The sequence below is a fragment of the Kribbella sp. NPDC050241 genome (assembly GCF_044459685.1).
Classification (GTDB): Bacteria; Actinomycetota; Actinomycetes; order Propionibacteriales; family Kribbellaceae; genus Kribbella.
Genome location: NZ_JBITJE010000001.1, coordinates 884,376 through 909,060 on the forward strand (window position 1 = coordinate 884,376; position 24,685 = coordinate 909,060).

Below are 24,685 nucleotides of genomic sequence, written 5' to 3' on the forward strand. Positions count from 1 at the left end.
CGGTCCATATCTCAGGCGTGAACAGGAGGCGCGCAGGCCGCGACCAACGCTCGCCGGGCCGCGGCGGCCAGGTCGAGCAGCGCCCGGCGGCGAGCGTCGGCCTCGGCGCCGGTGACCGCCGCGCCGTCGTCCTCGAGCGCGGCGTCCGCGATCGCCAGGCACCGCCGGGCGGTCGCGGCCGCCTTCACCGCGCGAGGTTGGTAGCCCGGGGCAAGGTCGTCGTTCCGGCCGCTGCCGATCTTGCGGATGTCGATCAGCGCGTCCGCGACCTCGGGCTTCCAGCGCGCGACGTCGAGTGCGGCCAGTGAGTCCGCAGCCTCGATCAGCGCGAGCCGCAGACCACGGTCCGCCTCGCCGATGTCGGCCGGCGGCGGACTTGTCGCCGGCATCACACTCCACTGCACCGCCGGACCGACGTACGCCGGAACCAGCCCGATCTCAGCGCCTGACAGTACGACGGCCTCACCCGTCTCCAAGGCGGCCTCGTTGAACGGCGGCGGGCCGGCGAGTCCGATCGGGTCACCCGGAACCGGCAGTGCAAGGTGGGCCTGGGTCGCGCCGGCGGCACGCAGGAGGTTCAGTGCGACCGGGAGAGTGGCCGGGTCCGGATGTCCGGCCAGGCCCGCGACGTGGTGCCCGACGTCGTCGCCGAGGATCTTCTGTGCGGCGGTGTCGGGGTCGCAGGCACCGGTCAGCATCGCGTTCGTCCAGACGGTGAACCGGACCGAGGCGGAGGTGGTCAGCACGCCCGACAGTGTCCCACCATTACACCGGCCGGACGACTCCGGCCAGGCAGGTCCAGGGTGGGTACCGGGCACGCGGAGCCACCCCGTAGGTTTTGGGGCATGACTGCAGTGGTGGAGCTGGCCGGGGTGTCGATCGTCCGCGGTAACGCGCTTCTGCTCGACGGGATCGACTGGACCGTCGACGAGGCCGATCGGTGGGTGGTGATCGGACCGAACGGTGCCGGCAAGACGACCCTGCTGCAGATCCTCGCCGCCCAGATCCACCCGACCGCGGGTGTCGCCGGACTGCTCGGTGAGGTGCTCGGTGCGGTCGACGTCTTCGAACTGCGGCCGCGGATCGGACTCACCAGTGCAGCATTGGCCGACCGCCTCCCCAGGGGTGAGCGGGTCGCGGATGTCGTCGTCTCCGCGTCGTACGCCGTACTCGGTCGCTGGCGGGAGGAGTACGACGAGCTGGACCACCAGCGGGCCAAGGAGTTGCTGGCCGAGCTCGGCATCGCGCACCTGAGCGAGCGAACGTTCGGCACGCTGTCGGAGGGGGAGCGGAAGCGGGTGCAGATCGCCCGTGCCCTGATGACCGATCCCGAGCTGATGCTGATGGACGAGCCGGCTGCCGGTCTCGACTTGACCGGTCGTGAGCAGCTGGTGCGCTCACTCAGCTCGATCGCGACCGCGGTCGGTGCCCCGGCGATGGTCCTCGTCACGCACCACGTCGAGGAGATCCCGCCCGGCTTCACCCACGCGCTCCTGCTCAAGCAGGGCCGGATCGTCTCGGCCGGCCCGATCGCCGAGGCCCTCACCGCCCAGACCTTGAGCGACACCTTCGACCTCGCCCTCTCCCTCAACCACGAAGACGGCAGATACACCGCCCGCGCACTCTGACCCCAACCCCAACCCAACCACCCCGCCCCGCCGCCCCCGCCCGGCCGCACTGCCGCCCCAACCCCACCGCGTCCGCCCGCGCCGCCGCCCCGCCCTGCCGTGCCGCTGCCCCGCCCCGTCCGCCGCCCCGCCCCGCCCCGTCCGCCGCCCCGCCTCGTCTGGTGGGTGGGCCAGGGAGATGGTGGGTCGGCCAGCCGCGTGCGCTGGGCCAACCCACCAGCTCCTGGGTCAGCCCACCAGACGGTGACGGATCCTGTGACGGGCCAGGCACGTCCAAGAGCCTGTGTGGGGACCGGAACGTGGATAGGCTTGGCAAATGATGGATTGGCTGCGGGACAACGTGTGGGCGGCTTGGCTGACGATCGCCGCCGTCCTCGGTCTGGCCGAGCTCGCTTCGCTCGACTTCACCCTGCTCATGCTGGCTGCCGGTGCGCTCACGGCCGCCGGGGTGGCGGCCTTCCTCCCAGGACTGCTCTGGCTGCAGATCGTCGTCGGACTCATCACGGCCGGCGCGATGCTCGCCGCGATCCGTCCGCTGCTCGTGCGCAAGATGCACCACGGTGGCGAGCTCAAGACCGGATCGGCCCACGTCATCGGCCGGATGGGGACCGTGGTCAAGGAGATCCATCCCGACGGCGGCGGCTCGATCCGGCTGAACGGTGAGCTCTGGACCGCTCGCCCGTACGACGAGGTGTCGACGATCGAGCCGGGTCAGCGGGTCGAGGTGATGGCGATCGACGGTGCGACGGCCGTCGTCTACCCGGTCGGCGACCCGCTGCACCACGAGCTGAACACGCCGGACTCGACGCCGAACCCCGATCCGGCCGACCCGCCCCAGAACTGACACACAACCGACGCGGTGGGCCGGTTGAGTCGGCCCCTACGCGCAGTACTGTCGGAATCGAGGGACGGCAGCGATCCCTGAGGGATCAGGCCTCCGACTCGCCGGGAACCGGAACGCCTGGTGGCCCGTCGATAGGAAAGACTGTCCGTCCTGAGGGTTCTGTCGAGTGGAGGGTCTAGTGACCGCGTTCCTCATAGTGCTTGCGGTGGTCGCCTTGCTGGTGATCGTCACATTGGTCAAGTCCGTCCGGGTGGTGCAGCAGCAGACCGTCGGGATCGTCGAGCGGTTCGGCAAGTTCAAGACGGGTTTGCAGCCTGGCCTGAACCTGTTGACGCCGTTCGTCGACAAGGTTCGCTACACCATCGACATGCGCGAACAAGTGGTCGCGTTCCCGCCCCAGGGGGTCATCACCGAGGACAACCTGATGGTGTCGATCGACTCCGTCATCTACTTCCAGGTGAACGACCCGGTCCGGGCGACGTACGAGATCTCGAACTACATCCAGGCGATCGAGCAGCTGACCATGACGACGCTGCGAAACATCATCGGTGGCATGGACCTGGAGCAGACGCTGACCAGCCGTGAGGAGATCAACGAGAAGCTCCGCTACGTGCTGGACGAGGCGACCGGCAAGTGGGGCATCCGGGTCAACCGGGTCGAACTGCGCTCGATCGACCCGCCGCCGTCGATCCAGGACTCGATGGAGAAGCAGATGCGCGCCGACCGCGACAAGCGCGCCGCGATCCTGACCGCCGAAGGTATGCGGCAGTCGGCCGTTCTGTCGGCCGAAGGCCAGAAGCAGTCCGCGATCCTCACCGCCCAGGGTGACCGCGAGTCCCGGATCCTGCGTGCGCAGGCCGAGCGGGAGGCCCGGATCCTGAAGGCACAGGGTGAGGCGCAGGCCATCACCACGGTGTTCAACGCGATCCACGCCGGCAAGCCGGACCAGGGTCTGCTCGCGTACCAGTACCTGCAGATGCTGCCGTCGATCGCCCAGGGCGACGCGAACAAGCTGTGGATCGTGCCGAGCGAGATCGGCGACGCGCTCAAGGGTCTCGGCAGTGCGGTCGGCCAGGTGGCCGGCATCACTCAGAAGGCCGAGGGGACCTGGCAGGCGCCGGAGCTCGAGAACGGCCACGCACCGGAGCTCGCGGGCGTCTCCGCGGACGTCCCGGACGCCGCGGTGGTCGAGGCCGACAACGCCGTTGCGGAGGCGATCGCGGCCGCGCAGAAGGCCGCTGTCAGCACCCGCAGTCAGCAGACCCCGCCGACGGTGCCGCCGGTGTCGCCGAACTCCGACCCCTCGGCTCCGCCGGCTGCCGAGCCGCCGCAGGATCGCTGAGCACTAACCGTCGACAGGGCCTTCCCGGTACGTCCGGGGAGGCCCTGTCCTCACGTCGGCGCTGGAACGATCGAAGCCTGACTGCTCAACGGACGGACCGATGAGCACGACCGCCGATCACGTGCGTAAAGTCTGGCAGCGATGACATGGTTCGAGGCGCTGTTCGTCTTGGTGGCGGGGATGGGCGCGGGCACGATCAACGCTGTGGTGGGGTCGGGCACGCTGCTGACGTTTCCCGCCCTGCTGGCCGTGGGAATCCCGCCGGTGCTGGCGAACGTCAGCAACACCGTCGGTCTTTCTCCCGGTACGGCGGCCGGTGCGATCGGCTACCGGCGTGAACTGGAAGGCCAGCGCGGCCGGATGATCCGGCTGATCCCGGTTTCGCTGCTCGGCGGCCTCGTCGGGGGAGTGCTGCTACTCACCTTGCCCGACTCCGCGTTCCATGCCGTCGTACCGGTGCTGATCCTGCTCGGGTGCCTGCTGGTCGCCTTCCAGCCCTGGTTGTCGAAGTGGATCAGCGTGCCGTCGCACGCCCATCGCGGTGCCTGGTGGGTGATCCCCGCGGTCTTTGCCACCGGCATCTATGGCGGGTACTTCGGTGCCGCGCAAGGCGTGCTGCTGATGGCGATCCTCGGCCTCGGCCTGGACTCGAACCTGCAGCGGATGAACGGCCTCAAGAACGTCCTCGCCACCGTCGTCAACACGGTCGCCGCGATTCTGTTCATCATCGTCGCCGACGTCGACTGGCTGGCCGCCGGCCTGATCGCGGTCGGCTCGACGATCGGTGGCTTCCTCGGCGCCCGCTACGGCCGCAAGCTCCCCCCGATCGCGCTACGCGTGCTGATCGTCTGCATCGGCATCCTCGCCATCATCACGATGGTCTTCTGACCCGCCGCCCCCGTCTGGTGGGCTCACCCACCAGGCACTGGGTTGGCCAGGCGCGTGCGGTGTGCGAACCCACGCGCCGGTGGGTCAGCCCATGAGATGGGGTCGGTGCAGGGGAGGTACGGGGTACTGGATGCGCTGGCTAGTGGGTTAGCCCATCGGATGGTGGGTTGGCCAGGCGCGTGCGGTGTGCGAACCCACGGGCCGGTGGGTCAGCCCATGAGATGGGGTTGGTGCAGGGGAAGTACGGGGTACTGATGCGGCTGGCTAGTGGGTTAGCCCATCGGATGGTGGGTTGGCCAGGCGCGTGCGGTGTGCGAACCCACGGGCCGGTGGGTGAGCCCACCAGACGGGGATCAGGTGGGATGGGGATGGGGTAGGGCGGGGGAGCTAGGGGTGGGTGGGGGATTGGAGGCCTTGGAGGAGGAGGTCCAGGCCGTAGTCGAACTGGTCGTCGCCGCCCGTGGTCCGGGCCAGCTCCGGCGCCAGCTCGACGACCGTCGGGAAGTCCCGCGCCGACAGTGACTCCATCGTCGTCCGCAGCCGCCGCCACGCCTCCGGATCACGGCGCTCGGCGGCCATCTGGATCTCCCATGACGTTGCCCCGAGCACATAGGTGAACAGGGTGGTGTGAGTCCGCGCGGCCGTCTCCGGGTCGAACCCGGCGGCACGCAGTACTCCGAGCAGACCCTCGGCCACCCGGGCCGTCTCGTGCCCGGCCAACGGCCGGCTCGCGAGTAGTTGCGCCAGGCAAGGATGCTGAAGCATCAGCAGCCGCAGCCCCCGGCACACCGCCCGGACCTGATCCGGCCAGGACGCGTCCTGCGGTACGGCGGGCAGCAGGCCCATCAGGTGGTCGCGGACGGCGTCGTACAGGTCGTCCTTGTTGCGGAAGTAGGTGTAGAGCGCCATCGGGCCGACCCCGAGCTCGGCGGCCACGCCGCGCAGGCTGAACGCGTCGGTGCCCTTGGACTCCATCAGCTCGAGTGCGGTCCGGACGATCAGCTCGGAGCTGAGGGTGTTGCGCGGTGTCCGGCCCATCTCTCGATCCCTCCTTGGAAGCAGTTAACGTACGATGTATAGTACAGCGTATCGAGCGGACGACGGAAGGCGGGAAGAACGTGCGAGCGGTACAGATCGCCGAGTTCGGCGGACCTGAGGTGCTGAAGGTCAGCGACGTTGCGGAGCCGGTGGCCGGCGACGGGCAGCTCCTGATCACGGTGGACCGTGCGGGGATCAACTACGCGGACACGCATCAGGTCGAGAACAGCTACCTGACCAAGGCGCAGCTGCCGCTGACCCCGGGTGGTGAGGTGGTCGGACACACGCCTGACGGGCGCCGGGTGGTCGCGCTGGTCGGCTCAGGCGGATACGCCGAGAAGGCGGTCGCCCAGGCCGCGGTGGCGTTCGACGTACCCGAAGGCGTCAGTGACGGAGCGGCGCTCGCACTCGTGGTCCAGGGGACCACAGCCTGGCATCTGCTGAAGACCATGACCCACCTGGCGCCCGGCGAATCCGTGCTGGTGCACGCCGGTGCCGGCGGTGTCGGCTCGCTGGCTGTGCAGCTCGCGAAGCTGTGGGGCGCCGGTCGCGTGATCGCGACCGCGTCCTCGGAGGAGAAGCGGAACCAGACTCTCGAGCTCGGTGCGGACGCCGCCATCGACGGTACGCCGGAAGGCCTGAAGGACCGGATCATCGAGGCGAACGGCGGCAAGCCGGTCGACATCGTGCTGGAGATGGTCGGCGGGCCGACGTTCGACGAGTCGTTCGCGGCGCTGGCGCCGTTCGGCCGGCTGGTGACCTTCGGTGCCGCGTCCCGGCAGGCCGCCGCGGCGATCGACCCGGGCCGGCTGATGAAGGGCTCGAAGACGATCGCCGGTTTCTGGCTGGTCGACTGCCTGCGTGATCCCGCCGCTGTCGGCGGTCCATTGGCCGAGCTGTTCGACCTGACCGCCAGCGGCAAGCTCACCTCGATCGTCGGCGGCGACTACGCGCTGTCCGACGTCGCAACCGCCCATGAAGACATGCGAGCCCGCCGGACCGTCGGCAAGCTCGTGCTCGACCCCACTCGCTGAACGAACCAGGAGAACGACAGATATGACCATCGCAGTCGAGAAGGTTCTGTACACCGCGCGCGCGACCGCCCAGGGCGGCCGCGACGGCAAGGTGGCCACCAACGACGGCAAGCTCGAAGTCGTCGTCGCCCCGCCCGTCGAGATGGGTGGCAATGGCAACGGAACCAACCCGGAGCAGCTGTTCGCGGCCGGCTACGCGGCCTGCTTCCACAGCGCGCTGAAGCTGGTCGCGCGCAAGGCTCGCCAAGACGCCGACGGCTCGACCGTGACCGCGGCGGTCGGCATCGGCCCGATCAACGGCGGCGCCGGCTACGGCCTGGAGGTGGAGCTCGAGGTGAGCCTGCCCGGCGTCGACCGTGCCGTCGCCGAGGAACTGGTCGCCAAGGCGCACGAGGTGTGCCCGTACTCCAACGCCACCCGCGGCAACATCAAGGTCGACCTCAAGGTCGCCTGAACCCCGAGCACTTTGTGCACCCACCAACCAAATCTCGGCCCTCTGAGTGGTCGAACCGTGCCCAAAGTCGACCTGAGACGTGAGGGTGGGGATGGGGGTGGGGGCGGGGGTGGGGGTGGGGGTGTCAGAGGCGGGCGAGGGCTTCTTTCAGGAGGCCCTCGGTCGCCGAGACCGGCGCCGCCGCGATCGTGAGTGCCTCCATGATCGCGACGTACTCGTCGACCTCTTCGAGCTTGTCCAGGTAGAGCGCGCTGGCCGCGTGCTCGATGTAGACGATGTCCGGCAGGTCCCCGTCGGGGAACCGCAGCAGGCTGAACGCGCCGCCGGTGCCGGGGTACCCGACACTGCTGAACGGCATGATCTGCAAGGTGATGTTGGGCTGCTGCGCCCACATGATCAGGTGCTCGATCTGGGCCCGCAGGATCGCCTCGCCGCCGACCGGCCGGTGCAGCACCGACTCGTCGATGACCACCCACAGCCGGGCCGGATTCAGCCGGGTCAGGATCTGCTGCCGGGTCACCCGCAGCGAGACCCGCTGCTCGACCTCCTCGCCGGGCAGGAACGACTTGCCCAGCTGGACGACGGCCCGGGCGTACTCCTCGGTCTGCAGCAACCCTGGGACGAACATCACCTCGTAGGTCCGGATCAGCGTCGCCGCGACCTCGAGCCCGACGTAGTTGTTGAACCAGCTCGGCATCACGTCGCCGTACCGGGACCACCAGCCGGGGTTGTTCGCGGCCCGGGCCAGTTCCATCAGCCGGTTGCGTTCCTCCTCGTCGTCCATCCCGTAGAGCCCGAGCAGGTCGTTGACGTCGCGCTCCTTGAACCCGACGCGCCCGAGTTCCATCCGGCTGACCTTGGACTCCGAGGCACGGATCTGCCAGCCCGCATCGGCGCGACTGATCCCGGCCGACTCCCGCATCCGCCGCAGTTGTCCGCCCAGCATGATCCGGAGGGCGGTCGGACCGCCCTCGCCACCAGCCACTGTCACTGACTCACCCACGCCCTCGCTCCGGGGTTGCGAGGGCAACCCGGCACCCGTCCACTCACCCATTTCAGCCCGCGATGCTACCGCCTGTCCACGGTAACGGGCCGACTGGCACCCCGGAGGGTGTTTTGGCGCATCTGCCGTAGCAGATAACGGGCATCCCGGTCCAGCCCTTGGATAGTTCCTGACGCGACAGCGAATTGGAACTCGAGCCCGAGGAACATCAGGCCGGGTTCACCGGTCGCGACGCCGCGCTCGTGCCGCACCCGGCCGTCGCCGAAGACGGGCAGGTCGAGGAAGCTGTGGTCCGGACCCGACCCGGTGCACCACACCACGGTCCCGACATCGGACAGTACGTCGCCCTCGGCGGTCACCGGCTGCCCGTCGCGCACGCTCTCGATCCGGCTCGTCGCGACCACTCCGGCCGCGTCGAGATCCGCGAGCTTGTTGCGGACCAGCATGACTCCGTGGCCTTCCTGCTCGGCCAGCGCCTTGCGGCCCATCGGCGTACGACGGGTGAGGACGTGCCGGAACACGAACATCACGATCGGCAGGATCATCCGGCCGCGCCCCGAGTCGATGTCGACCGGGACCTGCCCCGGATGCCGCCCGGCGAGCAGCGTGCGGTGGGTCTTGGCGGCCTCCAACGCGATGTCGGTGCCGGAGTTCGCGGCGCCGACCACCAGGACGGTGCCGTCGGCAAGCTGTTCCGGGTTGCGGTACTCGAGCGAGTGCAGCTGCCGGATCGCCGGGTCGAGTTCACTCGCGAACGACGGCCGCTGCGGCACCGTGTGCGATCCGCCGGCCACGATCACCCGGTCGGCCAGGTACTCACCCTCGTCGGTCTCCACCCGGAAGCCCTCGGCGTCGCGCGACACCCGCGTCACTCGTACGCCGGTCCGGACGGGCAGCTCGAAGTGGGCGGCGTACCGCTCCAGGTAGTCGCCCATCTCGTCCCGCGTAGGGCAGTCGTCCACCGGGATCGGCAGACCCGGCAGACTCGCGTAGCGCGGCGGACTGAACAGCCGCAGCGAGTCGTACCGTCGCCGCCACGAGTCACCGATCCGCGGATGCCCTTCGAGGATCACGAAGTCCTCACCAAGCCGCCGCAGGTGGTAGCCCATCACCAGACCGGCTTGTCCGCCGCCGATCACCACAGTCCCGAACCTGTTCATCCCAGCCCCCTTGTGCCGTTCGTTCGGCTCAACGTAGGACTGCGGACCGTGCCGCCACATCGACCGACCACGCCAAGCAGGGCGCGGCGGACTGGTCATTTCTACCCAGTCAGACCAGGCCCTTCTCATAGGCGTACGCCGTGGCCGCGGCCCGGCTGGAGACGCCGAGCTTGCCGAAGATGTTGCTCACGTGCCGGGCGACGGTCCGCTCGCTGAGGAACAGCTGCTCACCGACCGCCCGGTTGGTGATGCCCGTGGCCAGCAGGCGCAGTACCTCCAGCTCCCGTGGGCTCAACCCGCCGGTCTGATCGGTGTGCCCGAGTGCCGCCAGGTCAGCCAGCGCCCCGAGCTGCTCGAACGCTGCCCGGGCGCTGTCGAGCTCCATCTGCTCCGCATCACCATCGCCGAGCGCTCCACACGCCCGCCCGACCAGCACCCGGGTCCGCGCCGCCTCGTACGGCATCTCCAGCTCCTGCCACAACATCCATGCCCGCCGCAACAACGGCATCGCCCCTCGCGCATCCTCACCCGCAACGCGCACCGCCCCTTCGCAGTACGCCGCCAACGCCTGCAGGTACGGCGAGTCGACGCGGGAGAACTCGTTCAGCTCGGCAGCGGCCTTCCGCGCCGCCTCGAGATCACCACAGTCGACGGCGAGGTCCACCCTCGCCGCGAGGAGCGCCGGACGGGTCGGAGCCAGTGGGTCCTCAGCCAGCGCTCGTTCGAGTCCCGCGATCGCCGACGCGTGGTTCCCCTGCGCGGCCCGCAGCCTGGCCAGACCTGGCTGCACCTCTGCACCCTCGCTACCGGCTCGCTGATACGCCTGCTCGGCCTCCGCATACCTTCCACGCTGGCGATCGAGCTCGGCCAGCTGGTACCACGCAGAGCCGACCGCGCCGGGGGCCAGCCGACGGCAGGCATCCTCTGCGGCGCCCGCCGCCTCGGACCAGGCCCCGCGCAGTTGCAGGATTTGCGACCGGTGCACCAGACACACCCCGCGGTACGGCACCAGGCCGGACTGCTGGTCGCACCAACCGGTCAGCGCGTGTGTCCACTCCTGCGCCCGGCGTACGTCGTACAGCCGCATGCACAGGTCGATCACGGCGCAGTAGGCGATCCCAGCGACCTCAGGGCCGACCTGCCCGGCGGTGACGTGCACCATCGCCTCGTCCAGCGCCGTCAGGGCCTCGGTCCGCCGACCGAGCATCTCCAGACATCGGCCGCGGCCGAGCGATGCCAACGCGATCGCGGACGGTTCGCCCGCGAGCTCGCGGGCCTGTTCGAACCGGGGGAGTGCGGTGACGGGGTCGCCGGTCATCATCCGCGCGGCCGCGTCCGCCTGCAGGAGCAGTCCGGTCAGCTCGTTGTTCCCGGCCGGAATCATCCGCCCGACCCGGGCACGCCAACCGGCGGCCCGGGCGAACTCGCCACGGTTCTGCAGGTGGAAGCCGAGCCAGAACGCGCTGCGGACCGCCCGGTCGACGTCACCGCGGGCGAGATGGTCGTCGAACGCGCGCTCACGGTAGCCGGCAACCTCGTCGTCGTGGCCGAGGACGAAGGCGGCGACGGCCAGCCGGTCCAGATTTTCCGGCGGGAGGGGGCTGCGCTGGTCGGCGGTGGTCAGCTCGGCGTACTCGGCCGGCCAGTCGTACTGTTCCATCACACCCCCCAACCGCCCCGGGTCAGTACAGCTAGCTCTGTGCCAGCGCCAACACTGTTGCTGCCGGCAACTTGGCTAGGTCGGCGCCGTCCAGCAGGATCTTGGACCCGCGGATCCCGCTGCCGATCACGACCAGTCCGGCCCGGGTGACCCCCTCGTCGACCAGCACCGGCCACTCGGCCGGCAGTCCGATCGGGGTGATCCCGCCGTACTCCATGCCGGTCGAGCTGACCGCTTCGTCCTGAGCGGCGAAGGAGATCTTCCGTACGCCGAGATGCTTGCGGATCACGCCGTTCACATCCGCTCGATCGGTGGCCAGCACCATCACCGCGGCGTACGTCGACTCCCCGGCGCGCTTGCCGTGCACGATCACGCAGTTCGCCGACGCGTCCATCGGTACGTCGTACTCCGCGCAGAAGGCGGCAGTGTCGGCCAGGCCCGGGTCGATCGGGGCAGCGTAGGCAGCGAGGTCGCCGAGCGCGTCGCGCACAGGCGCCGCCAGGAGCTCTGGTACCTCCGCGGCTGGTCGCCACTCGACCTTGCCCAGTACCGGTGCGGTCACTGGGCTGCCTCCTCACCTGGACGGCGGACCAGGTCGGCGTACTCGGTGTGCTGCTCGAGGTAGTCCTTGTAGAACGGACAGGCCGGCTTGACCCGCAGACCGAGGGCGCGGGCGTCGTCGAGGGACTTCGACGCGATCAGGCCGGCTACGCCGCGGCCGCGGAACTCGGGCAGCGTCTCGGCGTGCAGGAAGCTGATCACGCCCGGGTGCAGCTTGTAGTCGACGAATCCCATCAGGTTGCCGTCGGTGTCGAGTGCCTCGTACCGGCTGCGCTCCTTGGCGTCGACGACGCTGATCTCGTTCTCCATGTCCGCCACTGTAGCCAGCGCACCCGGCGGCGGTGCCGCGTGACCGTGGGTTTGGACTTCGTGACTCCTGGGGTACGGGCTCGGGAGATGTTTCCGGCCGGACACACCGTGGCACCACGGGCTCGGGAGGAGCAGGGATGAGCAGCGAGCACGCACTGGAAGAAGGCAGAGCGATACCCAGTCTCGTACCCGCCCGGATGGACCGGCTGCCGTGGACCAAGTTCCACTGGATGATCGTCGTCGGACTCGGCGTCTCGTGGATCCTGGACGGCCTCGAGATCCAGCTGGTCTCGCTGGTCGGGAACGTGCTGAAGGAGCCGGAGACGCTCCACCTGACCACGTCCGAGGTCGGTCTGATGGCCTCGATCTATCTGGCCGGTGAGGTGGTCGGTGCGCTGGTCTTCGGCCGGCTCACCGACAAGTGGGGCCGGCGTAGCCTGTTCATCATCACGCTGATGCTCTACCTGGTCGCGTCCGGTCTGGCCGGCCTGTCCTGGGACATCTACTCGCTGCTGTTCGTCCGGTTCATCGCCGGTATGGGCATCGGCGGTGAGTACGCCGCGATCAACTCCGCGATCGACGAGCTGATCCCGTCGAAGTTCCGCGGTCGCGTCGACATCGGCATCAACGGCACCTACTGGGCCGGAGCGCTGATCGGGTCCGCGGTCGGTCTGGTGTTCCTGAACGAGGACATCATCCCGATCGAGTGGGGCTGGCGGCTGTGCTTCCTGATCGGTCCGGTGATGGGTCTGATGATCATCTACCTGCGCCGGCACATCCCGGAGAGCCCGCGCTGGCTGATGACGCACGGCCGGGTCGAGGAAGCCGAGCGGACCGTCGACGAGATCGAGGACACTGTCCGGCGGCAGGGCGGCGAGCTGCGCGAGGTGACCGACGACGAGGCGATCAACGTGATCGACTACCCGCCGGTGACGTACCGCGAGATCGCCCGCGTGATGCTGCGCGACTACCGCAGCCGATCCTTCCTCGGCTTCTCGATGATGGTCACCCAGGCGTTCCTCTACAACGCGATCTTCTTCACCTACGCGCTGGTGCTGAAGGCGTACTTCGGCCTGAACGACTCCAGCATCGCGCTCTACTTCTTCCCGTTCGCGATCGGCAACCTGGCCGGTCCGCTGCTGCTCGGCCACTTCTTCGACACCATCGGCCGTCGCAAGATGATCCTCGGCACGTACTCCGTGTCGGCCGTGGTGCTGTTCATCACCGCGCTGCTGTTCAACGCCGGCGCGCTGAGTGCGGTCACGCTGACCCTGCTGTGGTGCGTGGTGTTCTTCTTCGCCTCGGCCGGCGCGTCGTCGGCGTACCTGACGGTGAGCGAGATCTTCCCGATCGAGCTGCGCGGTCAGGCGATCTCGTTCTTCTTCGCGATCTCGCAGCTGACCGGTGGTGTGATCGCGCCGTTCCTGTTCGCCTCGCTGATCGGTGAGGGCGACAACCCGGCGCGTGGTCCGCTGACCGTCGGGTACATCGTCGGCGCGGCCGTGATGCTGATCGGTGGTCTGATCGCCTGGTTCTTCGGGGTCGACGCGGAAGGCCGGTCGTTGGAGAACATCGCGAAGCCGCTGTCGGCCCGCGAGGGTGGCGCGGGGACCCGGTTCCAGGGCCCGCGGCCGCGGCTGCCCAGCACCGACGCCCAGGGCCGCCGGATCACCCCGGTCAAACCCGAGGCCGAGCAGGGCAGACCGTCCGACGAAACCTAAGATCACACCGTGGGCTCACTCCTGGTTGCTGGTACTACGTCGGATGCTGGCAAGACGACCGTGGTGACCGGGTTGTGCCGCTGGCTGGCGCGGCAGGGTGTCCGGGTGGCGCCGTACAAGGCACAGAACATGTCGAACAACTCGATGGTCTGCGCGGACGGCACCGAGATCGGGCGGGCCCAGTGGATCCAGGCCGTCGCGGCCGGCGCGGAGCCCGAGGCGGCGATGAACCCGGTGCTGCTCAAGCCGGGCAGTGACCAGCGCAGTCACGTCGTACTGATGGGGGAGCCGTGGGGCGAGTTGTCGTCCCGCGGCTTCCTCACCGAGCGGGCCGAGCTGGCCAAGGCCGCGTTCGCGGCGTACGACGATCTGTCCTCGCGGTACGACGTGGTGATCAGCGAGGGCGCAGGCAGTCCGACGGAGATCAATCTGCGGCGGTCGGACTACGTGAACATGGGGCTCGCGCAGCACAGCAAGGCTCCCGTGGTTGTTGTCGGCGACATCGATCGCGGGGGAGTGTTCGCCTCGATGTTCGGCACGGTGGCGCTGCTGGACGCGGCCGACCAGGCGCTGGTCAGCGGGTTCCTGGTGAACAAGTTCCGCGGCGACGCGGCGCTGCTCCAGCCGGGCATCGACATGCTCACGTCCGTCACCGGCCGCCCGACGTACGGCGTTCTGCCGTGGCTGCCCGAACTGTGGCTGGACTCCGAGGACGCGCTGGACATCCCGGTACGTCGTACCTCCTCGGCCGAGCTGCTCACGGTGGCGGTGATCCGGTTCCCGCGGATCAGCAACTTCACCGACCTCGACGCGCTGGCGGTCGAGCCGACGAACAGCGTGTTCTTCACCACCAGCCCGGCCGAGGTACGGGATGCGGACCTCGTCGTGTTGCCGGGGTCGCGGGCAACGGTGTCGGACCTGGCCTGGCTGCGGTCGCTCGGTCTCGCGGATGCGGTCAGCGCGCGCGTTGCGGCCGGACGGCCTGTGCTCGGGATCTGTGGCGGCTACCAGGCGTTGGGCGGCGAGATCACCGATCCGCACGGAGTCGAGGGTGGCGGCGTACACGCCGGCCTGGGCTTGTTGCCGGTAGCAACGGAGTTCGCGCGGGCGAAGGTGCTGGCTCGCCCGGCGCCGACGGCGTACGAGATCCATCACGGCGTGGTGACCGTGACGGGCGAGGCGTCATCGTTCCCAGGTGGCTGCCGGGTGGGGAACACGTGGGGGACGATCTGGCACGGGCTGCTCGACGACGACGCCGCCCGGCACAGGTTCCTGACCGAGGTGGCTCAGCTGACCGGCAAGCCGGCACCGGATGGCACGGTCTCGTTCGCCGGTCTCCGTGAGGCGCGGCTCGATCGGCTCGCGGACGCCATCGACGAGTACGTCGACACCGACTCCCTGCTGAGGCTCATCGCTGACGGCCCAGGCTCGGTGCCGTTCATTCCGCCGGGCGCGCCGGAAACTGTCTGACGCCTGCACTAGCGTCCCGTCCATGAAGGCCGAACTGCAGAAGTACCTCCAAGGCACCCGTGCGGTGATGCTGGCCAAGCTCGACGGCCTGAGTGAGTACGATCGCCGCCGCCCGCTGGTGCCGTCCGGGACGAACCTGCTCGGGCTGGTCAAACACCTGATCGGGATCGAGTACGTCTACCTCGGCACGAGCGTCGGGCGACCACCGGCGAAGCCGCTGCCGTGGGAGGAGGACGGCACTGTCTGGGACGGTGGCGACATGTGGGCGCTGCCATCCGAGAGCACGGAGTACCTCACCGGTCTCTACCGCGACGCGTGCGCCCACAGCGACCGATCCATCGACGAGCTCGACCTGGACACACCGGCCGAGGTCCCGCACTGGCCCGAGGGCGGCCGCAGTACGACGTTCGGCGCGTTGCTGGTCCGAGTCGTCGACGAGACGGCCCACCACGCCGGTCATGCGGACATCGTGCGTGAACTGATCGACGGCCAGGGCGGGTCCGACGCGGGCCACATGGATGAGGCCGGCTGGTCGGAGTACTACGCGAAGATCCAGCGAGCGGCGGAGGCCTTCCTGACAGACTGACCGGGTGGATGACTTCGAACGCCTGCGCGGACGGATGTTCGGGATCGCCTACCGGATGATGGGTACGGCGACCGATGCCGAGGAGATCCTGCAGGACGCCTGGCTGCGCTGGCAGGCCGCCGATCAGGATTCCGTGCGCGACCCGGACGCCTACCTCGCGCGAGTGGTCACCAACCTGTCGATCAAGCAGCTCACCTCCGCGCGAGCGCGCCGGGAGACGTATGTGGGGGAGTGGCTGCCGGAGCCGGTGCTGAGTGGGCGGGCGGAGTTCGACGAGCTCGGGCCGCTGGACGTCGTGGCCGAGCGGGAGTCGGTGTCGTTCGCGCTGCTGCTGGTGCTCGAGCGGCTGACGCCGGCGGAGCGGGCGGCGTATGTGCTGAAGGAGGCGTTCGGTTACAGCCATCGCGAGGTGGCCGAGCTGATCGGCACGACCGAGATCAACGCCCGGCAGCTGACCTCCCGCGCGGCGAAACGGATCGCCGCCGAGCCGCGGCGGGACCAGCCTGTCGACCGGGCCGGCTGGCGCGAGCTGGTGGAGCGGTTCATTGCCGCGGCCCGGCTGGGTGAGATCGAGGAACTGGAGAAGCTGCTCGCCGGCGACGTCGTGTCGCGGGCAGACGGCGGCGGCAAGGTGATCGCGGCCCGGAACGCGCTTGTCGGCAAGGAGCGGGTCGCGCGCTACCTGGTCGGCGTGATCGAGCGCTTCGGCGGCGGCATCGAGGCGGGCTTCGCCGAGGCGAACGGCCGTCCCGCACTGGTTGCCTTGGGCCCCAACGGCGTGCACGCGGTGTGCTTCATCGAGTTCGGTGCCGAGGGCATCACCGACCTGCGCCTGGTGATGAACCCGGACAAACTCACCTTCGCGGGCCGCCAGCTGTCACGAATCGACGGCCTACCCGATCTGAGCTGGTGACAGAAAGGACACCAGATGAGTTCCATCTTGGTCACTGGCGGCACCGGGACACTCGGCCGGCCGACCGTCGGGCGGCTTCGTGCGGCCGGACACCAGGTCCGGATTTTCAGCCGGAAGCCCGGGCCAGATCGCTTCGTCGGAGACCTGACGACCTGCGCGGGGCTGGCCGCCGCGGTCGAGGGCATCGACGTGATCGTGAACCTGGCCACCAGCCTCGGCCGCCGGGACGAGCGGCAGGCACGCAACGTGCTCGACGCCGCCCGAGCTGCCGGTACGGGGCACGTCGTACAGATGTCGATCGTCGCCGTCGACCGGATCCCGATGCCGTACTACCGGACCAAGTTCGCCGTCGAGCGGCTCGTCGAGGAGTCCTGCGTACCGTTCACGATCTTGCGGGCGACCCAGTTCCACGACCTGATCGACCAGATCTTCCGCGCGCAGCGGTTCCTCCCCGTGCTGTTCGCGCCCGCTGTCACCCTCCAGCCGATCGCCGTCGAGGACGTTGCCGGTCGGCTGGTCGAGCTGGTCACGGCAGCACCCGCCAACGGGCGCGTCGCCGACATCGGCGGTCCTGAACGCCGCCGGGTCCCCGACCTGGCCCGGCTGTGGAAGCGAGCCAGGAGTTCTCACCGGCCGACCGTTCCACTGCGGATCCCGGGAAAGACCTTTCGCGCCTACGCCACCACAGGGCCTCTGGTCGACGGGACACCGTACGGTCGGGTCACGTTCGCGGAGTACCTCGCATGAGGGGCTATGTGCGGTCGGTGCTGGTGGTGTTCGGGGCGTACCAACTCGTCCTCGGTCTGTGGTTGCTGTTCTTCCCGTTCTCGTTCTACGACGACGTGCCGACGGTGGACTGGACGCCGCCGTACAGCGAGCACCTGTTCCGCGACTTCGGCGGCGCGACGCTCGGCCTGGCGGTGATCTTCATCGCGGCCGCGGTGCGATTCGACCGAGTGCTCAGTGTGGTCGCGCTGGTGGCGTACCTCGTCGGCGCGGTGCCACACCTGATCTTCCACCTCGGTCATCTCGAGGGCGAGTCGCCAGGGTGGTCGATCGCGCTCGGCGTGGTGCTGGCCCTGAGCGTGCTGGTTCCGGCAGCGGCGCTGGCGATGGTTCGCAAAGTGACTTGACGACTGTGACAGTAGAACTGTCACAATAGCGCTCATGGGTCCACTGCAGGGCGTCAAGGTGGTCGAGCTGGCCGGGATCGGACCGGCGCCGTTCGCGTGCATGATGCTGGCCGAGCTGGGCGCCGACGTCCTCCGCATCGACCGGCCCGGCGGTGGACTGGCGTTCGGCCCGCCGGAGTACGAGCTGGTGAACCGCGGTCGCCGCAGCGTGGCCCTGGACCTGAAGAACCCGACCGCGATCGACGTCGTACGACGCTTGGCCGCGCAGGCCGACGTGCTCGTCGAGGGCTTCCGGCCGGGTGTTGCCGAGCGCCTCGGCGTCGGTCCGGAGGACTGTCACGCGATCAATCCCAGGCTGGTCTACGGGCGGATGACCGGCTGGGGTCAGGACGGTCCACTCGCGCAGACCGCCGGCCACGACATCGACTACCTCGCGGTCTCGGGCGCCCTGCATCTGATCGGTCGCGCGGGTGGACCGCCGCAGGTGCCGGCCAACCTGCTCGGTGACTTCGCCGGCGGCTCGCTCTACCTGGTGGTCGGCGTACTCGCCGCGTTGCACGAGGCTCAGCGCAGCGGCCGGGGTCAGGTGGTCGACGCTGCGATCGTCGACGGTTCCGCGCATCTGACCACGATGCTGCTCGGTGCGCTGGCCGCCGGGAACTGGCGGCAGGACCGCGGGACGAACCTGCTCGACACCGGCGCCCCGTTCTACGACGTGTACGAGACGGCGGACGGCAAACACGTCGCCGTCGGCGCGATCGAGCCGCAGTTCTACGACGAACTGATCGCGACACTCGGGATCAGCGCTCCGGATCGCAACGACCCGGCGAACTGGCCAGAGCTGCGCAAAGTGCTGACCGAGACCTTCCTGCAACGCACCCAGGACGAGTGGGCGCAGGCCTTCGACGGCACCGACGCCTGCGTGGCGCCGGTGTTGCCACTCGCCGCCGACCACCCGCATCTTGTTGCCCGGGGCACCTTCATGGACCACGGCGGAATCCGCCAGGCCGCCCCGGCACCACGCTTCTCCGGTACGCCGACCAGCCTCGGGCGACCGCCCGCGCGGCCCGGACAGCACACCCGCGACGCACTGGCCGAGTGGGGCATCACCGACATCGACGAGCTGCTGGAGACCGGCGCCGCCGTTCAGGACTGAGAGGAACCGCCCGATGGAACGTCAGCTCTTCGACGCCGATCATGATGCCTTCCGGGAGACCGCGCGAGCGTTCTGCGACAAGGAGATCGTGCCGCAGCACGACGGCTGGGAGGAGGCCGGCATCGTCCCGCGCGAGCTGTGGACCGCGGCCGGCCAGGCGGGCCTGCTCGGCTTCATGATGCCGGAGGAGTACGGCGGTGGAGGTGTGCGGGACTACCGGTTCAACACTGTGCTGATCGAGGAACTGACCCGGGCTCGTGCGAGTGGTGTCGGCTTCACGATTCACACCGACATCAATTCGGCGTACCTGCTGGACTATGCCACCGAGGAGCAGAAGGCGCGGTGGCTGCCGAAGTTCTGTTCCGGGGAGACGATCACCGCGATCGCGATGACCGAGCCGGGCGCGGGCAGCGACCTGCAGGGCATCCAGACCACGGCGCGCCGCGACGGCGATCACTACGTGCTGAACGGGCAGAAGACGTTCATCTCGAACGGCATCCTGGCCGACCTCGTCATCGTGGTGGCCAAGACCGACCCGGCAGCAGGGGCGCAGGGTGTCTCCCTGCTGGTGGTCGAGCGCGGAATGCCCGGGTTCGAGCGCGGCCGCAATCTGGACAAGATCGGACTGAAGGCGCAGGACACCGCGGAGCTGTTCTTCGACCAGGTCCGGGTCCCGGCGGAGAACCTGCTCGGCGAGGAGGGCAAGGGCTTCGTCTACCTGATGGAGAAGCTGCCGCAGGAACGGCTGACCATCGCGGTCGTCGCGGCGGCCGCCTGCGAGAACCTGCTCGACGACACGCTGCGCTACGTGAAGGAGCGCAAGGCGTTCGGCCGGCCGATCGGCTCGTTCCAGAACAGCCGCTTCGTGCTCGCCGAGATCGCCACGGAGACGCAGATCGCCCGCGTGTTCGTGGATCGCTGCGTCCAGGAGCTGAACGCCGGCACTCTCACCGTGGCCGAGGCCGCGATGGCCAAGTGGTGGACCACCGAGCTGCAGAAGAAGGTCGTCGACCGCTGTCTGCAACTGCACGGCGGCTACGGCTTCATGACCGAGTACCCGATCGCCAAGGCCTACCTGGACACGCGGATCCAGACGATCTACGGCGGCACCACCGAGATCATGAAAGAGATCGTGGGCCGCAGCCTCGGCGTGTAGCGCGGGATCTAGGGCTCGGGTTGCTCCAGCTCGAACCGCTGGGACAGCTCGTAGCGCAGCCTGCTCCGGTAGATCGCCAGCCTCAGGTCGATGACTCTGGCTGTGCCTGCCGTGTGCGGCCGCTGGGCATGGAGGTCGTCGACCACGGTCAGCGCGGCCGCCAGTTCCTCATGTTGCCATACGTCCAAAGGCTCGGAACGCGCGAGGCGATCGAGATAGTCGGCCCCGTGATCTGCATTGGCCACCGGTCCTCCCAGGCAGGGTAGAGGGCCAGGGTCTGGGGCCGCGTGTGACGAATCTCGTCTCCAGACTACGCCTGAGGCTATGGATTGGGCAGCCTGAGGTATGTCAGGCCGCGGAGATCCACATAGACATCTGACGGGGTGGTCACGACGCGCAGTAGCACGCCGTCACAGCCGGCACAGCGAGCGACCAGGCCGGGCGCGTTCACATAGACGTGCGACTCCGCGAACACGCCGGTCTGTCCGCACCCGTTGCACTGGGCGATCGCGGCGGTCACATCCCTCGCGAAGACTTCGCTCAGCGCTCCGGCGGCGGCATTGCCGTCCAAATAGGTGGCATCTGTGGTCATCGGGGGCCTCCAGTCGGTCCGAAACGCTCGGTTCTGACGCGGGCCGGGTCGTGACCGGCGGCGACCAGCAGGTCCGCCGCCGCCTCCACGAACGGCGTCGGCCCACACACGTACGTCGTCGGCCCGTCCGCCGGCGTGAACGCGAGCCGCTCGATCAGGTCGGCGTCGATACGCCCCACGCGCGGTTCTCCGGCCGGCGCCTCCCGCGTGTAGACGAGTCGTACGTCGACGTCGTCCGACGCGGCCAACTCCTTCAGGTCGTCCACGTAGATCACCGAAGCCGGCCGTCGTACCGAGTAGAGCAGGCGCACCGGCGTCGTGCTGTCCGCGGCCGCGTGGGCACGCAGCATCGCGCGCAGCGGCACGATCCCCGATCCGCCGCCGATGAGCTGGACCGGCCCTTCCTGCTCCGGCTTCCAGACGAACCACCCGCCGACCGGACCGCGGATCTCCAGTGGATCGCCCACTTTCAGCACATCGACCAGGTACGGCGAGACCTCACCCTCGGGCACCTGCTCGACGGTGAGCTCGATCGTGCCACCGGTCCACGCCGAGGCGACCGAGTACGACCGGGAGGCGCGATACCCGTCGGGCGCGGTCAGCCGGACGTCCAGGTGCTGCCCGGCGAGGTGCCCCGGCCAGTCCGGTACGTCGAGCACGAGCGTGCGGGCGGTCGCAGTCTCCCGTCGTACGTCGGTGACCGTGCCGACCTGCCAGGTCAGTCGCCGGCGTAGCGCTGTTCTTTCCATGGGTCTCCGTACTCGTGGTAGCCAGCGGTCTCCCAGAAGCCGAGGTCCTGGGTGTCGGACAGCACCATGCCTCGGACCCACTTCGCGCTCTTCCAGAAGTACAGGTGCGGCACCAGCAGACGGGCCGGGCCGCCGTGCTCGGGGTGGATCGGCTCGCCGTCGTACTCGTAGGCGATCCAGGCCTGACCGTCGAGCAGGTCGTCCATCGGCACGTTGGTCGTGTACCCGCCGTAGCTGTGCACGAGTGCGTAGCCGGCGCTGGTCTCCACATCTGCGAGCAGTGTGTCGAGCGAGACGCCCTTCCAGCTCGTCTCCAGCTTCGACCACCGGGTGACGCAGTGGATGTCCTTGGTGATCTCGTCGGCCGGCAGTGCCAGCAACCCGGCCCAGTCCCACTTGGTCGCCTCACCTGTCTCGGTGGTGACGGTGAACTCCCAGTGCTCCGTGCGGATCTGTGGGGTCGGGCCGGCGGACAGCACCGGGAAGTCCCGCGTCAGGTACTGCCCGGGCGGAAGCTCCGATCCACTCCGCCGGCGGCCGGTGAATCCCGGCGACACAATCCCCATCGCGACCTCCCCTAGTTCTCTGAAGGCAGTCAACCACGCTGCGGCCTAGACTGTCAGGCAAGGTGCTGCCCCGGACCCCGGCAGCTTTGCGCGGGCTGAGTGGGATGGAGCATCGATGAGCGAATGGATCGGTCTGCGCTCTGTTGTCGCCGACAAGGCGGCTACACCGAAACGAGCGAAAGAGCCGGAGCCGGAACGGGTCCCGGACTCGGAACCGAGCGTGTCGCCGACGGACGGCGAGCCGAACGACGAGTAAGGCCGCTAGGGTGAAGGATCCGTCCGGCGGCGGCATGAGTCTGGATGGAGCGGGTGGAACAGAACCGCGGTGCCAGAGTGTGGGAGGCGATCGACGCCGCCGCGAGAATCGACGGCGCATTGCCTTCCTTGCGCTACGCCGTACTGGCCTGCGCCACGGCCTTGTCGGCCGTAGGCGCCGGGCTGTCCATGTCGCCTGATGCCGGACCCTACGAACCTCTGCTCGCCAGCATGCCCGACGTCGGTGAGTTGGAGGAGTTACAGTTCACCCTCGGCCAAGGCCCCAGCGCTGACGCGATCGCGAGCGGCGCGCCGGTACTGGCGGCTGATCTGTCCGGGTTCGATGCGGTCAATCGGTGGCCGGCGTTCGCGCCGGCCGCGGCCCGGCACGGCGTGCGTGCCATCTTCGCGTTCCCGATCGGTGCGGGCGCGGCCAGGATCGGCGCCCTGAGTGTCTACCGGCGGCAGCCCGGACCCCTCGGCGGCGATGAGATTCTGGACGCCTTGGTGTACGCCGACGCGGTTTTCGTCCTTGCGCTCGACGATCGTCATGGACTGAGCGCAGACTTGGATCAGGTGATCGATGCGGCGTTCACCGCGCGCCGTGCGGAGGTGCACCAGGCTGCTGGATTCGTGGCGGCCCAGCAGCGCATCAGCGTCACCGATGCGCTGGCTCTTCTGCGTGCCCACGCATTCAGCAGCGGCAGGCCGTTGCACCTGGTCGCCACCGACGTCATGGCCCGCCGCCTGTACCTGAACGGCGACCATCACGGCGTCTCCGCCGACGGGCGCGGCGGTCCGCCGGAAACGGACCCGGACCCGCCGGGCGCCCGCAATCCGGACAAGCAGGAATCGGAGCAAGCTGAGAATGAAGAGGAGGATGAGAGATGAGCGTGTCTGACCGCAGGGCGAGAGAAGTGTTCATCGAGCTGGCCGACACCCTCGTCGACGATTTCGACATCATCGACTTCCTGGATCGGCTCGCCACACGTTGCAGCGAGCTGCTGGGGGTGTCTGCGTGCGGCATTCTGCTCGTTGACCACCACGGCGCACTGAACCTGGTGGCGGCCTCCACCGAGCAGGCGCGGTTGGTGGAGCTGACCCAGTTGCAGAACTCCGAGGGGCCGTGCTTGGAGGCGTTCACGACCGGCCGGGCGGTGCAGTGCGCCGACCTGCGCGAGGATTCTTCGCGCTGGCCGGGTTTCGGTGCTGCCGCCCTCGACGCCGGCTACTTGGCGGTGCACGCATTGCCCATGCGGCTGCGCGGTACCGTCCTCGGAGCGGTCAACCTGTTCAGCGCTACCGCCGGACCCCTCGACGACGACACGGTCGCGCTGGGACAGGCGATGGCCGCTGCCGCCAGCATCGGCATCATCCACCAGCGCGCGCTGGCCCGCCAGGAGATCGTCACCGAGCAACTCCAGTCGGCGCTCAACAGTCGTATCCTGATCGAGCAGGCCAAGGGTTTCCTCACCCACAGCCTTTCGGTCGGCGTCGACGAGGCGTTCGCCATCATGCGGTCCTATGCGAGGACCCACAATCGCCGCCTCACCGATGTCGCCAACGACGTCGTCGAGGGCCGGGTGAGAATCGTCGAACCGGCGCAAGAGTCACCGTCCGCCTAGAACTTTCACAGCAGCGGCCGGGGAGACGAGCTCCGCCGGCCGTCAGCGGCGCTTGCTCTGGGTCCGGCGGATCGTGTCGCGCTGGGTCTCGCCGACGGCTCGCTCGTACGCCAGCACCAGGCCCTGGATGGTCACCGGCTTGAACCGCTCGACCAGCTGCTGGATGTGCTCCGGCGGGCCGCCCGAATCCCGGTAGTGCGGCCACACCTTGGTCCGGAACACCTCGGTGAGCTCCTCCGCGATCGCGCGGCCGTGCTCGGTGAAGATCCGGCCGGCGGCGAGTACGGCGTCGACCGGCAGGTCCAGATCGAGGAGCTCGACGCCCAGACTGAGGTGCGCGGTGGCGACCTGGAACACGTCCTCGTCCGGCGTCGGCTCGACCACGCCGAGCGCGACCAGCATCTCGATGTCGTCGTCGGTGAGCTCGCGACCGGTACGTCGTACCAACGCGGTGCGATCCAGGGTCTCCGGGAGGTCGCGCATCCAGGGGGTCAGCAGGGTCCGGTGCAGGGCGATGTCCTGCGGCGTTGCGTTCGGCGGGATGCGATCCAGGTAGCCCTCGATCGCGGACAGGGTGAAGCCGTGGGCCTGCAGCTCGCGGACCAGATCGAGCCGGGCGATGTGTTCCGGGCCGTAGTAGCCGACCCGGCCGCGCCGGATGGGTGGCGGGATCAGGCCGCGGCCGGCGTAGAAGCGGAGCGTCCGCACCGTCATCCCGACCCGGGTTGAGAGTTCGTCCACCGTCAGTGTCGCCTCGTCCACGGTTCCCCCCGCGCTGGTTTCCGGCATGGCGGAGATCATAACGAGGCCCCCTTGACCACCGTGACACCAGAACTGTCACA

Annotated in this window: 29 protein-coding genes; 17 read left to right on the plus strand and 12 right to left on the minus strand. The window is 68.9% G+C overall.

Going from position 1 to position 24,685, the window contains the following annotated elements; translation table 11 throughout:
* Positions 1 to 11: 11 nt before the first annotated feature.
* A complete protein-coding gene (locus tag ACIBG5_RS04045; RefSeq protein WP_396389952.1) occupies positions 12 to 746 on the minus strand; it encodes a hypothetical protein in 735 nt (244 codons plus the stop codon).
* Positions 747 to 845: 99 nt separating this feature from the next.
* Here ACIBG5_RS04045 and ACIBG5_RS04050 point away from each other — a divergent pair, with 99 nt between their 5' ends.
* The 4 genes from ACIBG5_RS04050 (at position 846) to ACIBG5_RS04065 (ending at position 4,702) form a co-directional block, all read left to right on the plus strand.
* Positions 846 to 1,628 (plus strand): ABC transporter ATP-binding protein, encoded by a 783-nt coding sequence (locus ACIBG5_RS04050; protein ID WP_396389954.1) that lies wholly within the window; start codon positions 846 to 848, stop codon positions 1,626 to 1,628.
* Positions 1,629 to 1,944: 316 nt separating this feature from the next.
* Positions 1,945 to 2,472, plus strand: coding sequence for an NfeD family protein (locus ACIBG5_RS04055; protein WP_360439503.1), 528 nt, complete (start codon positions 1,945 to 1,947; stop codon positions 2,470 to 2,472).
* 166 nt (positions 2,473 to 2,638) lie between these two features.
* Positions 2,639 to 3,814, plus strand: a complete 1,176-nt coding sequence (locus ACIBG5_RS04060; RefSeq protein ID WP_396389955.1) for an SPFH domain-containing protein — start codon at positions 2,639 to 2,641, stop codon at positions 3,812 to 3,814.
* A gap of 141 nt (positions 3,815 to 3,955) precedes the next feature.
* Positions 3,956 to 4,702, plus strand: a complete 747-nt coding sequence (locus tag ACIBG5_RS04065; RefSeq protein WP_396389956.1) for a sulfite exporter TauE/SafE family protein — start codon at positions 3,956 to 3,958, stop codon at positions 4,700 to 4,702.
* Between the two features lie 387 nt (positions 4,703 to 5,089).
* Here ACIBG5_RS04065 and ACIBG5_RS04070 read toward each other — a convergent pair whose 3' ends face one another.
* On the minus strand, positions 5,090 to 5,740 hold the full coding sequence (locus tag ACIBG5_RS04070) for a TetR/AcrR family transcriptional regulator (protein ID WP_396389958.1): 651 nt from the start codon (positions 5,738 to 5,740) through the stop codon (positions 5,090 to 5,092).
* 80 nt (positions 5,741 to 5,820) lie between these two features.
* Between ACIBG5_RS04070 and ACIBG5_RS04075 the strand changes: the two genes are divergently transcribed.
* Together ACIBG5_RS04075 and ACIBG5_RS04080 are read left to right on the plus strand one after the other, a co-directional pair.
* Positions 5,821 to 6,774, plus strand: a complete 954-nt coding sequence (locus ACIBG5_RS04075) for a zinc-binding alcohol dehydrogenase family protein (RefSeq protein WP_396389959.1) — start codon at positions 5,821 to 5,823, stop codon at positions 6,772 to 6,774.
* Between the two features lie 22 nt (positions 6,775 to 6,796).
* The gene (locus ACIBG5_RS04080; protein WP_396389960.1) at positions 6,797 to 7,228 is read left to right on the plus strand and encodes an organic hydroperoxide resistance protein; all 432 of its coding nucleotides are present in this window, start codon (positions 6,797 to 6,799) and stop codon (positions 7,226 to 7,228) included.
* 124 nt (positions 7,229 to 7,352) lie between these two features.
* On the opposite strand, the gene ACIBG5_RS04085 is transcribed toward ACIBG5_RS04080, so the two are convergent.
* The 5 genes from ACIBG5_RS04085 to ACIBG5_RS04105 form a co-directional block, all read right to left on the minus strand.
* Positions 7,353 to 8,174: a helix-turn-helix transcriptional regulator gene (locus tag ACIBG5_RS04085; RefSeq protein WP_360440082.1), complete on the minus strand. Its 822-nt coding sequence runs from the start codon at positions 8,172 to 8,174 to the stop codon at positions 7,353 to 7,355.
* Between the two features lie 122 nt (positions 8,175 to 8,296).
* Complete coding sequence (locus ACIBG5_RS04090; protein WP_396389962.1) at positions 8,297 to 9,391, minus strand: flavin-containing monooxygenase; 1,095 nt, start codon at positions 9,389 to 9,391, stop codon at positions 8,297 to 8,299.
* A 109-nt stretch (positions 9,392 to 9,500) separates the two neighbouring features.
* Positions 9,501 to 11,051, minus strand: coding sequence for a LuxR C-terminal-related transcriptional regulator (locus tag ACIBG5_RS04095; protein WP_396389963.1), 1,551 nt, complete (start codon positions 11,049 to 11,051; stop codon positions 9,501 to 9,503).
* A gap of 31 nt (positions 11,052 to 11,082) precedes the next feature.
* Positions 11,083 to 11,613 carry a YbaK/EbsC family protein gene (locus ACIBG5_RS04100; RefSeq protein ID WP_396389964.1) on the minus strand — a complete coding sequence of 177 codons (531 nt, stop codon included), beginning with the start codon at positions 11,611 to 11,613 and terminating at the stop codon, positions 11,083 to 11,085.
* The gene (locus tag ACIBG5_RS04105) at positions 11,610 to 11,921 is read right to left on the minus strand and encodes a GNAT family N-acetyltransferase (RefSeq protein WP_396389965.1); all 312 of its coding nucleotides are present in this window, start codon (positions 11,919 to 11,921) and stop codon (positions 11,610 to 11,612) included. The genes ACIBG5_RS04100 and ACIBG5_RS04105 overlap by 4 nt, the downstream gene beginning before the upstream one ends.
* Positions 11,922 to 12,058: 137 nt before the next feature.
* Between ACIBG5_RS04105 and ACIBG5_RS04110 the strand changes: the two genes are divergently transcribed.
* From ACIBG5_RS04110 to ACIBG5_RS04145, 8 genes are read left to right on the plus strand one after another with little or no spacing between them, the layout of a single operon-like run.
* Entirely contained in the window at positions 12,059 to 13,642 is a 1,584-nt protein-coding gene (locus tag ACIBG5_RS04110; RefSeq protein ID WP_396389966.1) for an MFS transporter, read from the plus strand.
* Between the two features lie 9 nt (positions 13,643 to 13,651).
* The gene (locus ACIBG5_RS04115; protein WP_396389967.1) at positions 13,652 to 15,112 is read left to right on the plus strand and encodes a cobyric acid synthase; all 1,461 of its coding nucleotides are present in this window, start codon (positions 13,652 to 13,654) and stop codon (positions 15,110 to 15,112) included.
* A gap of 22 nt (positions 15,113 to 15,134) precedes the next feature.
* Positions 15,135 to 15,698 (plus strand): DinB family protein, encoded by a 564-nt coding sequence (locus ACIBG5_RS04120; protein ID WP_396389968.1) that lies wholly within the window; start codon positions 15,135 to 15,137, stop codon positions 15,696 to 15,698.
* 4 nt (positions 15,699 to 15,702) lie between these two features.
* Entirely contained in the window at positions 15,703 to 16,611 is a 909-nt protein-coding gene (gene sigJ, locus ACIBG5_RS04125) for an RNA polymerase sigma factor SigJ (RefSeq protein WP_396389969.1), read from the plus strand.
* Between the two features lie 15 nt (positions 16,612 to 16,626).
* The gene (locus ACIBG5_RS04130) at positions 16,627 to 17,358 is read left to right on the plus strand and encodes an SDR family oxidoreductase (protein ID WP_396389970.1); all 732 of its coding nucleotides are present in this window, start codon (positions 16,627 to 16,629) and stop codon (positions 17,356 to 17,358) included.
* Positions 17,355 to 17,744: a hypothetical protein gene (locus tag ACIBG5_RS04135; RefSeq protein WP_396389971.1), complete on the plus strand. Its 390-nt coding sequence runs from the start codon at positions 17,355 to 17,357 to the stop codon at positions 17,742 to 17,744. The genes ACIBG5_RS04130 and ACIBG5_RS04135 overlap by 4 nt, the downstream gene beginning before the upstream one ends.
* Positions 17,745 to 17,778: 34 nt before the next feature.
* A complete protein-coding gene (locus ACIBG5_RS04140) occupies positions 17,779 to 18,900 on the plus strand; it encodes a CaiB/BaiF CoA transferase family protein (protein ID WP_396389972.1) in 1,122 nt (373 codons plus the stop codon).
* A 13-nt stretch (positions 18,901 to 18,913) separates the two neighbouring features.
* The gene (locus ACIBG5_RS04145) at positions 18,914 to 20,056 is read left to right on the plus strand and encodes an acyl-CoA dehydrogenase family protein (protein ID WP_396389973.1); all 1,143 of its coding nucleotides are present in this window, start codon (positions 18,914 to 18,916) and stop codon (positions 20,054 to 20,056) included.
* An 8-nt stretch (positions 20,057 to 20,064) separates the two neighbouring features.
* Here the strand turns inward: ACIBG5_RS04145 and ACIBG5_RS04150 are convergent, their stop codons facing one another.
* The 4 genes from ACIBG5_RS04150 to ACIBG5_RS04165 all read right to left on the minus strand — a co-directional run bounded on the left by ACIBG5_RS04150 (position 20,065) and on the right by ACIBG5_RS04165 (position 21,963).
* Positions 20,065 to 20,301, minus strand: a complete 237-nt coding sequence (locus tag ACIBG5_RS04150) for a hypothetical protein (protein ID WP_396389974.1) — start codon at positions 20,299 to 20,301, stop codon at positions 20,065 to 20,067.
* Between the two features lie 77 nt (positions 20,302 to 20,378).
* Entirely contained in the window at positions 20,379 to 20,648 is a 270-nt protein-coding gene (locus ACIBG5_RS04155; protein WP_396389975.1) for a DUF6510 family protein, read from the minus strand.
* Complete coding sequence (locus ACIBG5_RS04160; RefSeq protein WP_396389976.1) at positions 20,645 to 21,397, minus strand: ferredoxin reductase; 753 nt, start codon at positions 21,395 to 21,397, stop codon at positions 20,645 to 20,647. The genes ACIBG5_RS04155 and ACIBG5_RS04160 overlap by 4 nt, the downstream gene beginning before the upstream one ends.
* Positions 21,367 to 21,963: a sulfite oxidase-like oxidoreductase gene (locus ACIBG5_RS04165; RefSeq protein ID WP_396389977.1), complete on the minus strand. Its 597-nt coding sequence runs from the start codon at positions 21,961 to 21,963 to the stop codon at positions 21,367 to 21,369. Before ACIBG5_RS04165 ends, ACIBG5_RS04160 begins: the two co-directional genes overlap by 31 nt.
* 115 nt (positions 21,964 to 22,078) lie before the next feature.
* Here ACIBG5_RS04165 and ACIBG5_RS04170 point away from each other — a divergent pair, with 115 nt between their 5' ends.
* Genes ACIBG5_RS04170 through ACIBG5_RS04180 form a run of 3 tightly spaced genes read left to right on the plus strand, consistent with a single transcriptional unit; the run spans position 22,079 to position 23,843 of the window.
* On the plus strand, positions 22,079 to 22,219 hold the full coding sequence (locus ACIBG5_RS04170) for a hypothetical protein (RefSeq protein WP_396389978.1): 141 nt from the start codon (positions 22,079 to 22,081) through the stop codon (positions 22,217 to 22,219).
* Between the two features lie 44 nt (positions 22,220 to 22,263).
* Complete coding sequence (locus ACIBG5_RS04175; protein ID WP_396389979.1) at positions 22,264 to 23,109, plus strand: GAF and ANTAR domain-containing protein; 846 nt, start codon at positions 22,264 to 22,266, stop codon at positions 23,107 to 23,109.
* A gap of 26 nt (positions 23,110 to 23,135) precedes the next feature.
* Positions 23,136 to 23,843, plus strand: coding sequence for a GAF and ANTAR domain-containing protein (locus ACIBG5_RS04180; RefSeq protein ID WP_396389980.1), 708 nt, complete (start codon positions 23,136 to 23,138; stop codon positions 23,841 to 23,843).
* Between the two features lie 42 nt (positions 23,844 to 23,885).
* Here ACIBG5_RS04180 and ACIBG5_RS04185 read toward each other — a convergent pair whose 3' ends face one another.
* Positions 23,886 to 24,632: a MerR family transcriptional regulator gene (locus ACIBG5_RS04185; RefSeq protein WP_360439429.1), complete on the minus strand. Its 747-nt coding sequence runs from the start codon at positions 24,630 to 24,632 to the stop codon at positions 23,886 to 23,888.
* Positions 24,633 to 24,685 lie beyond the last annotated feature (53 nt).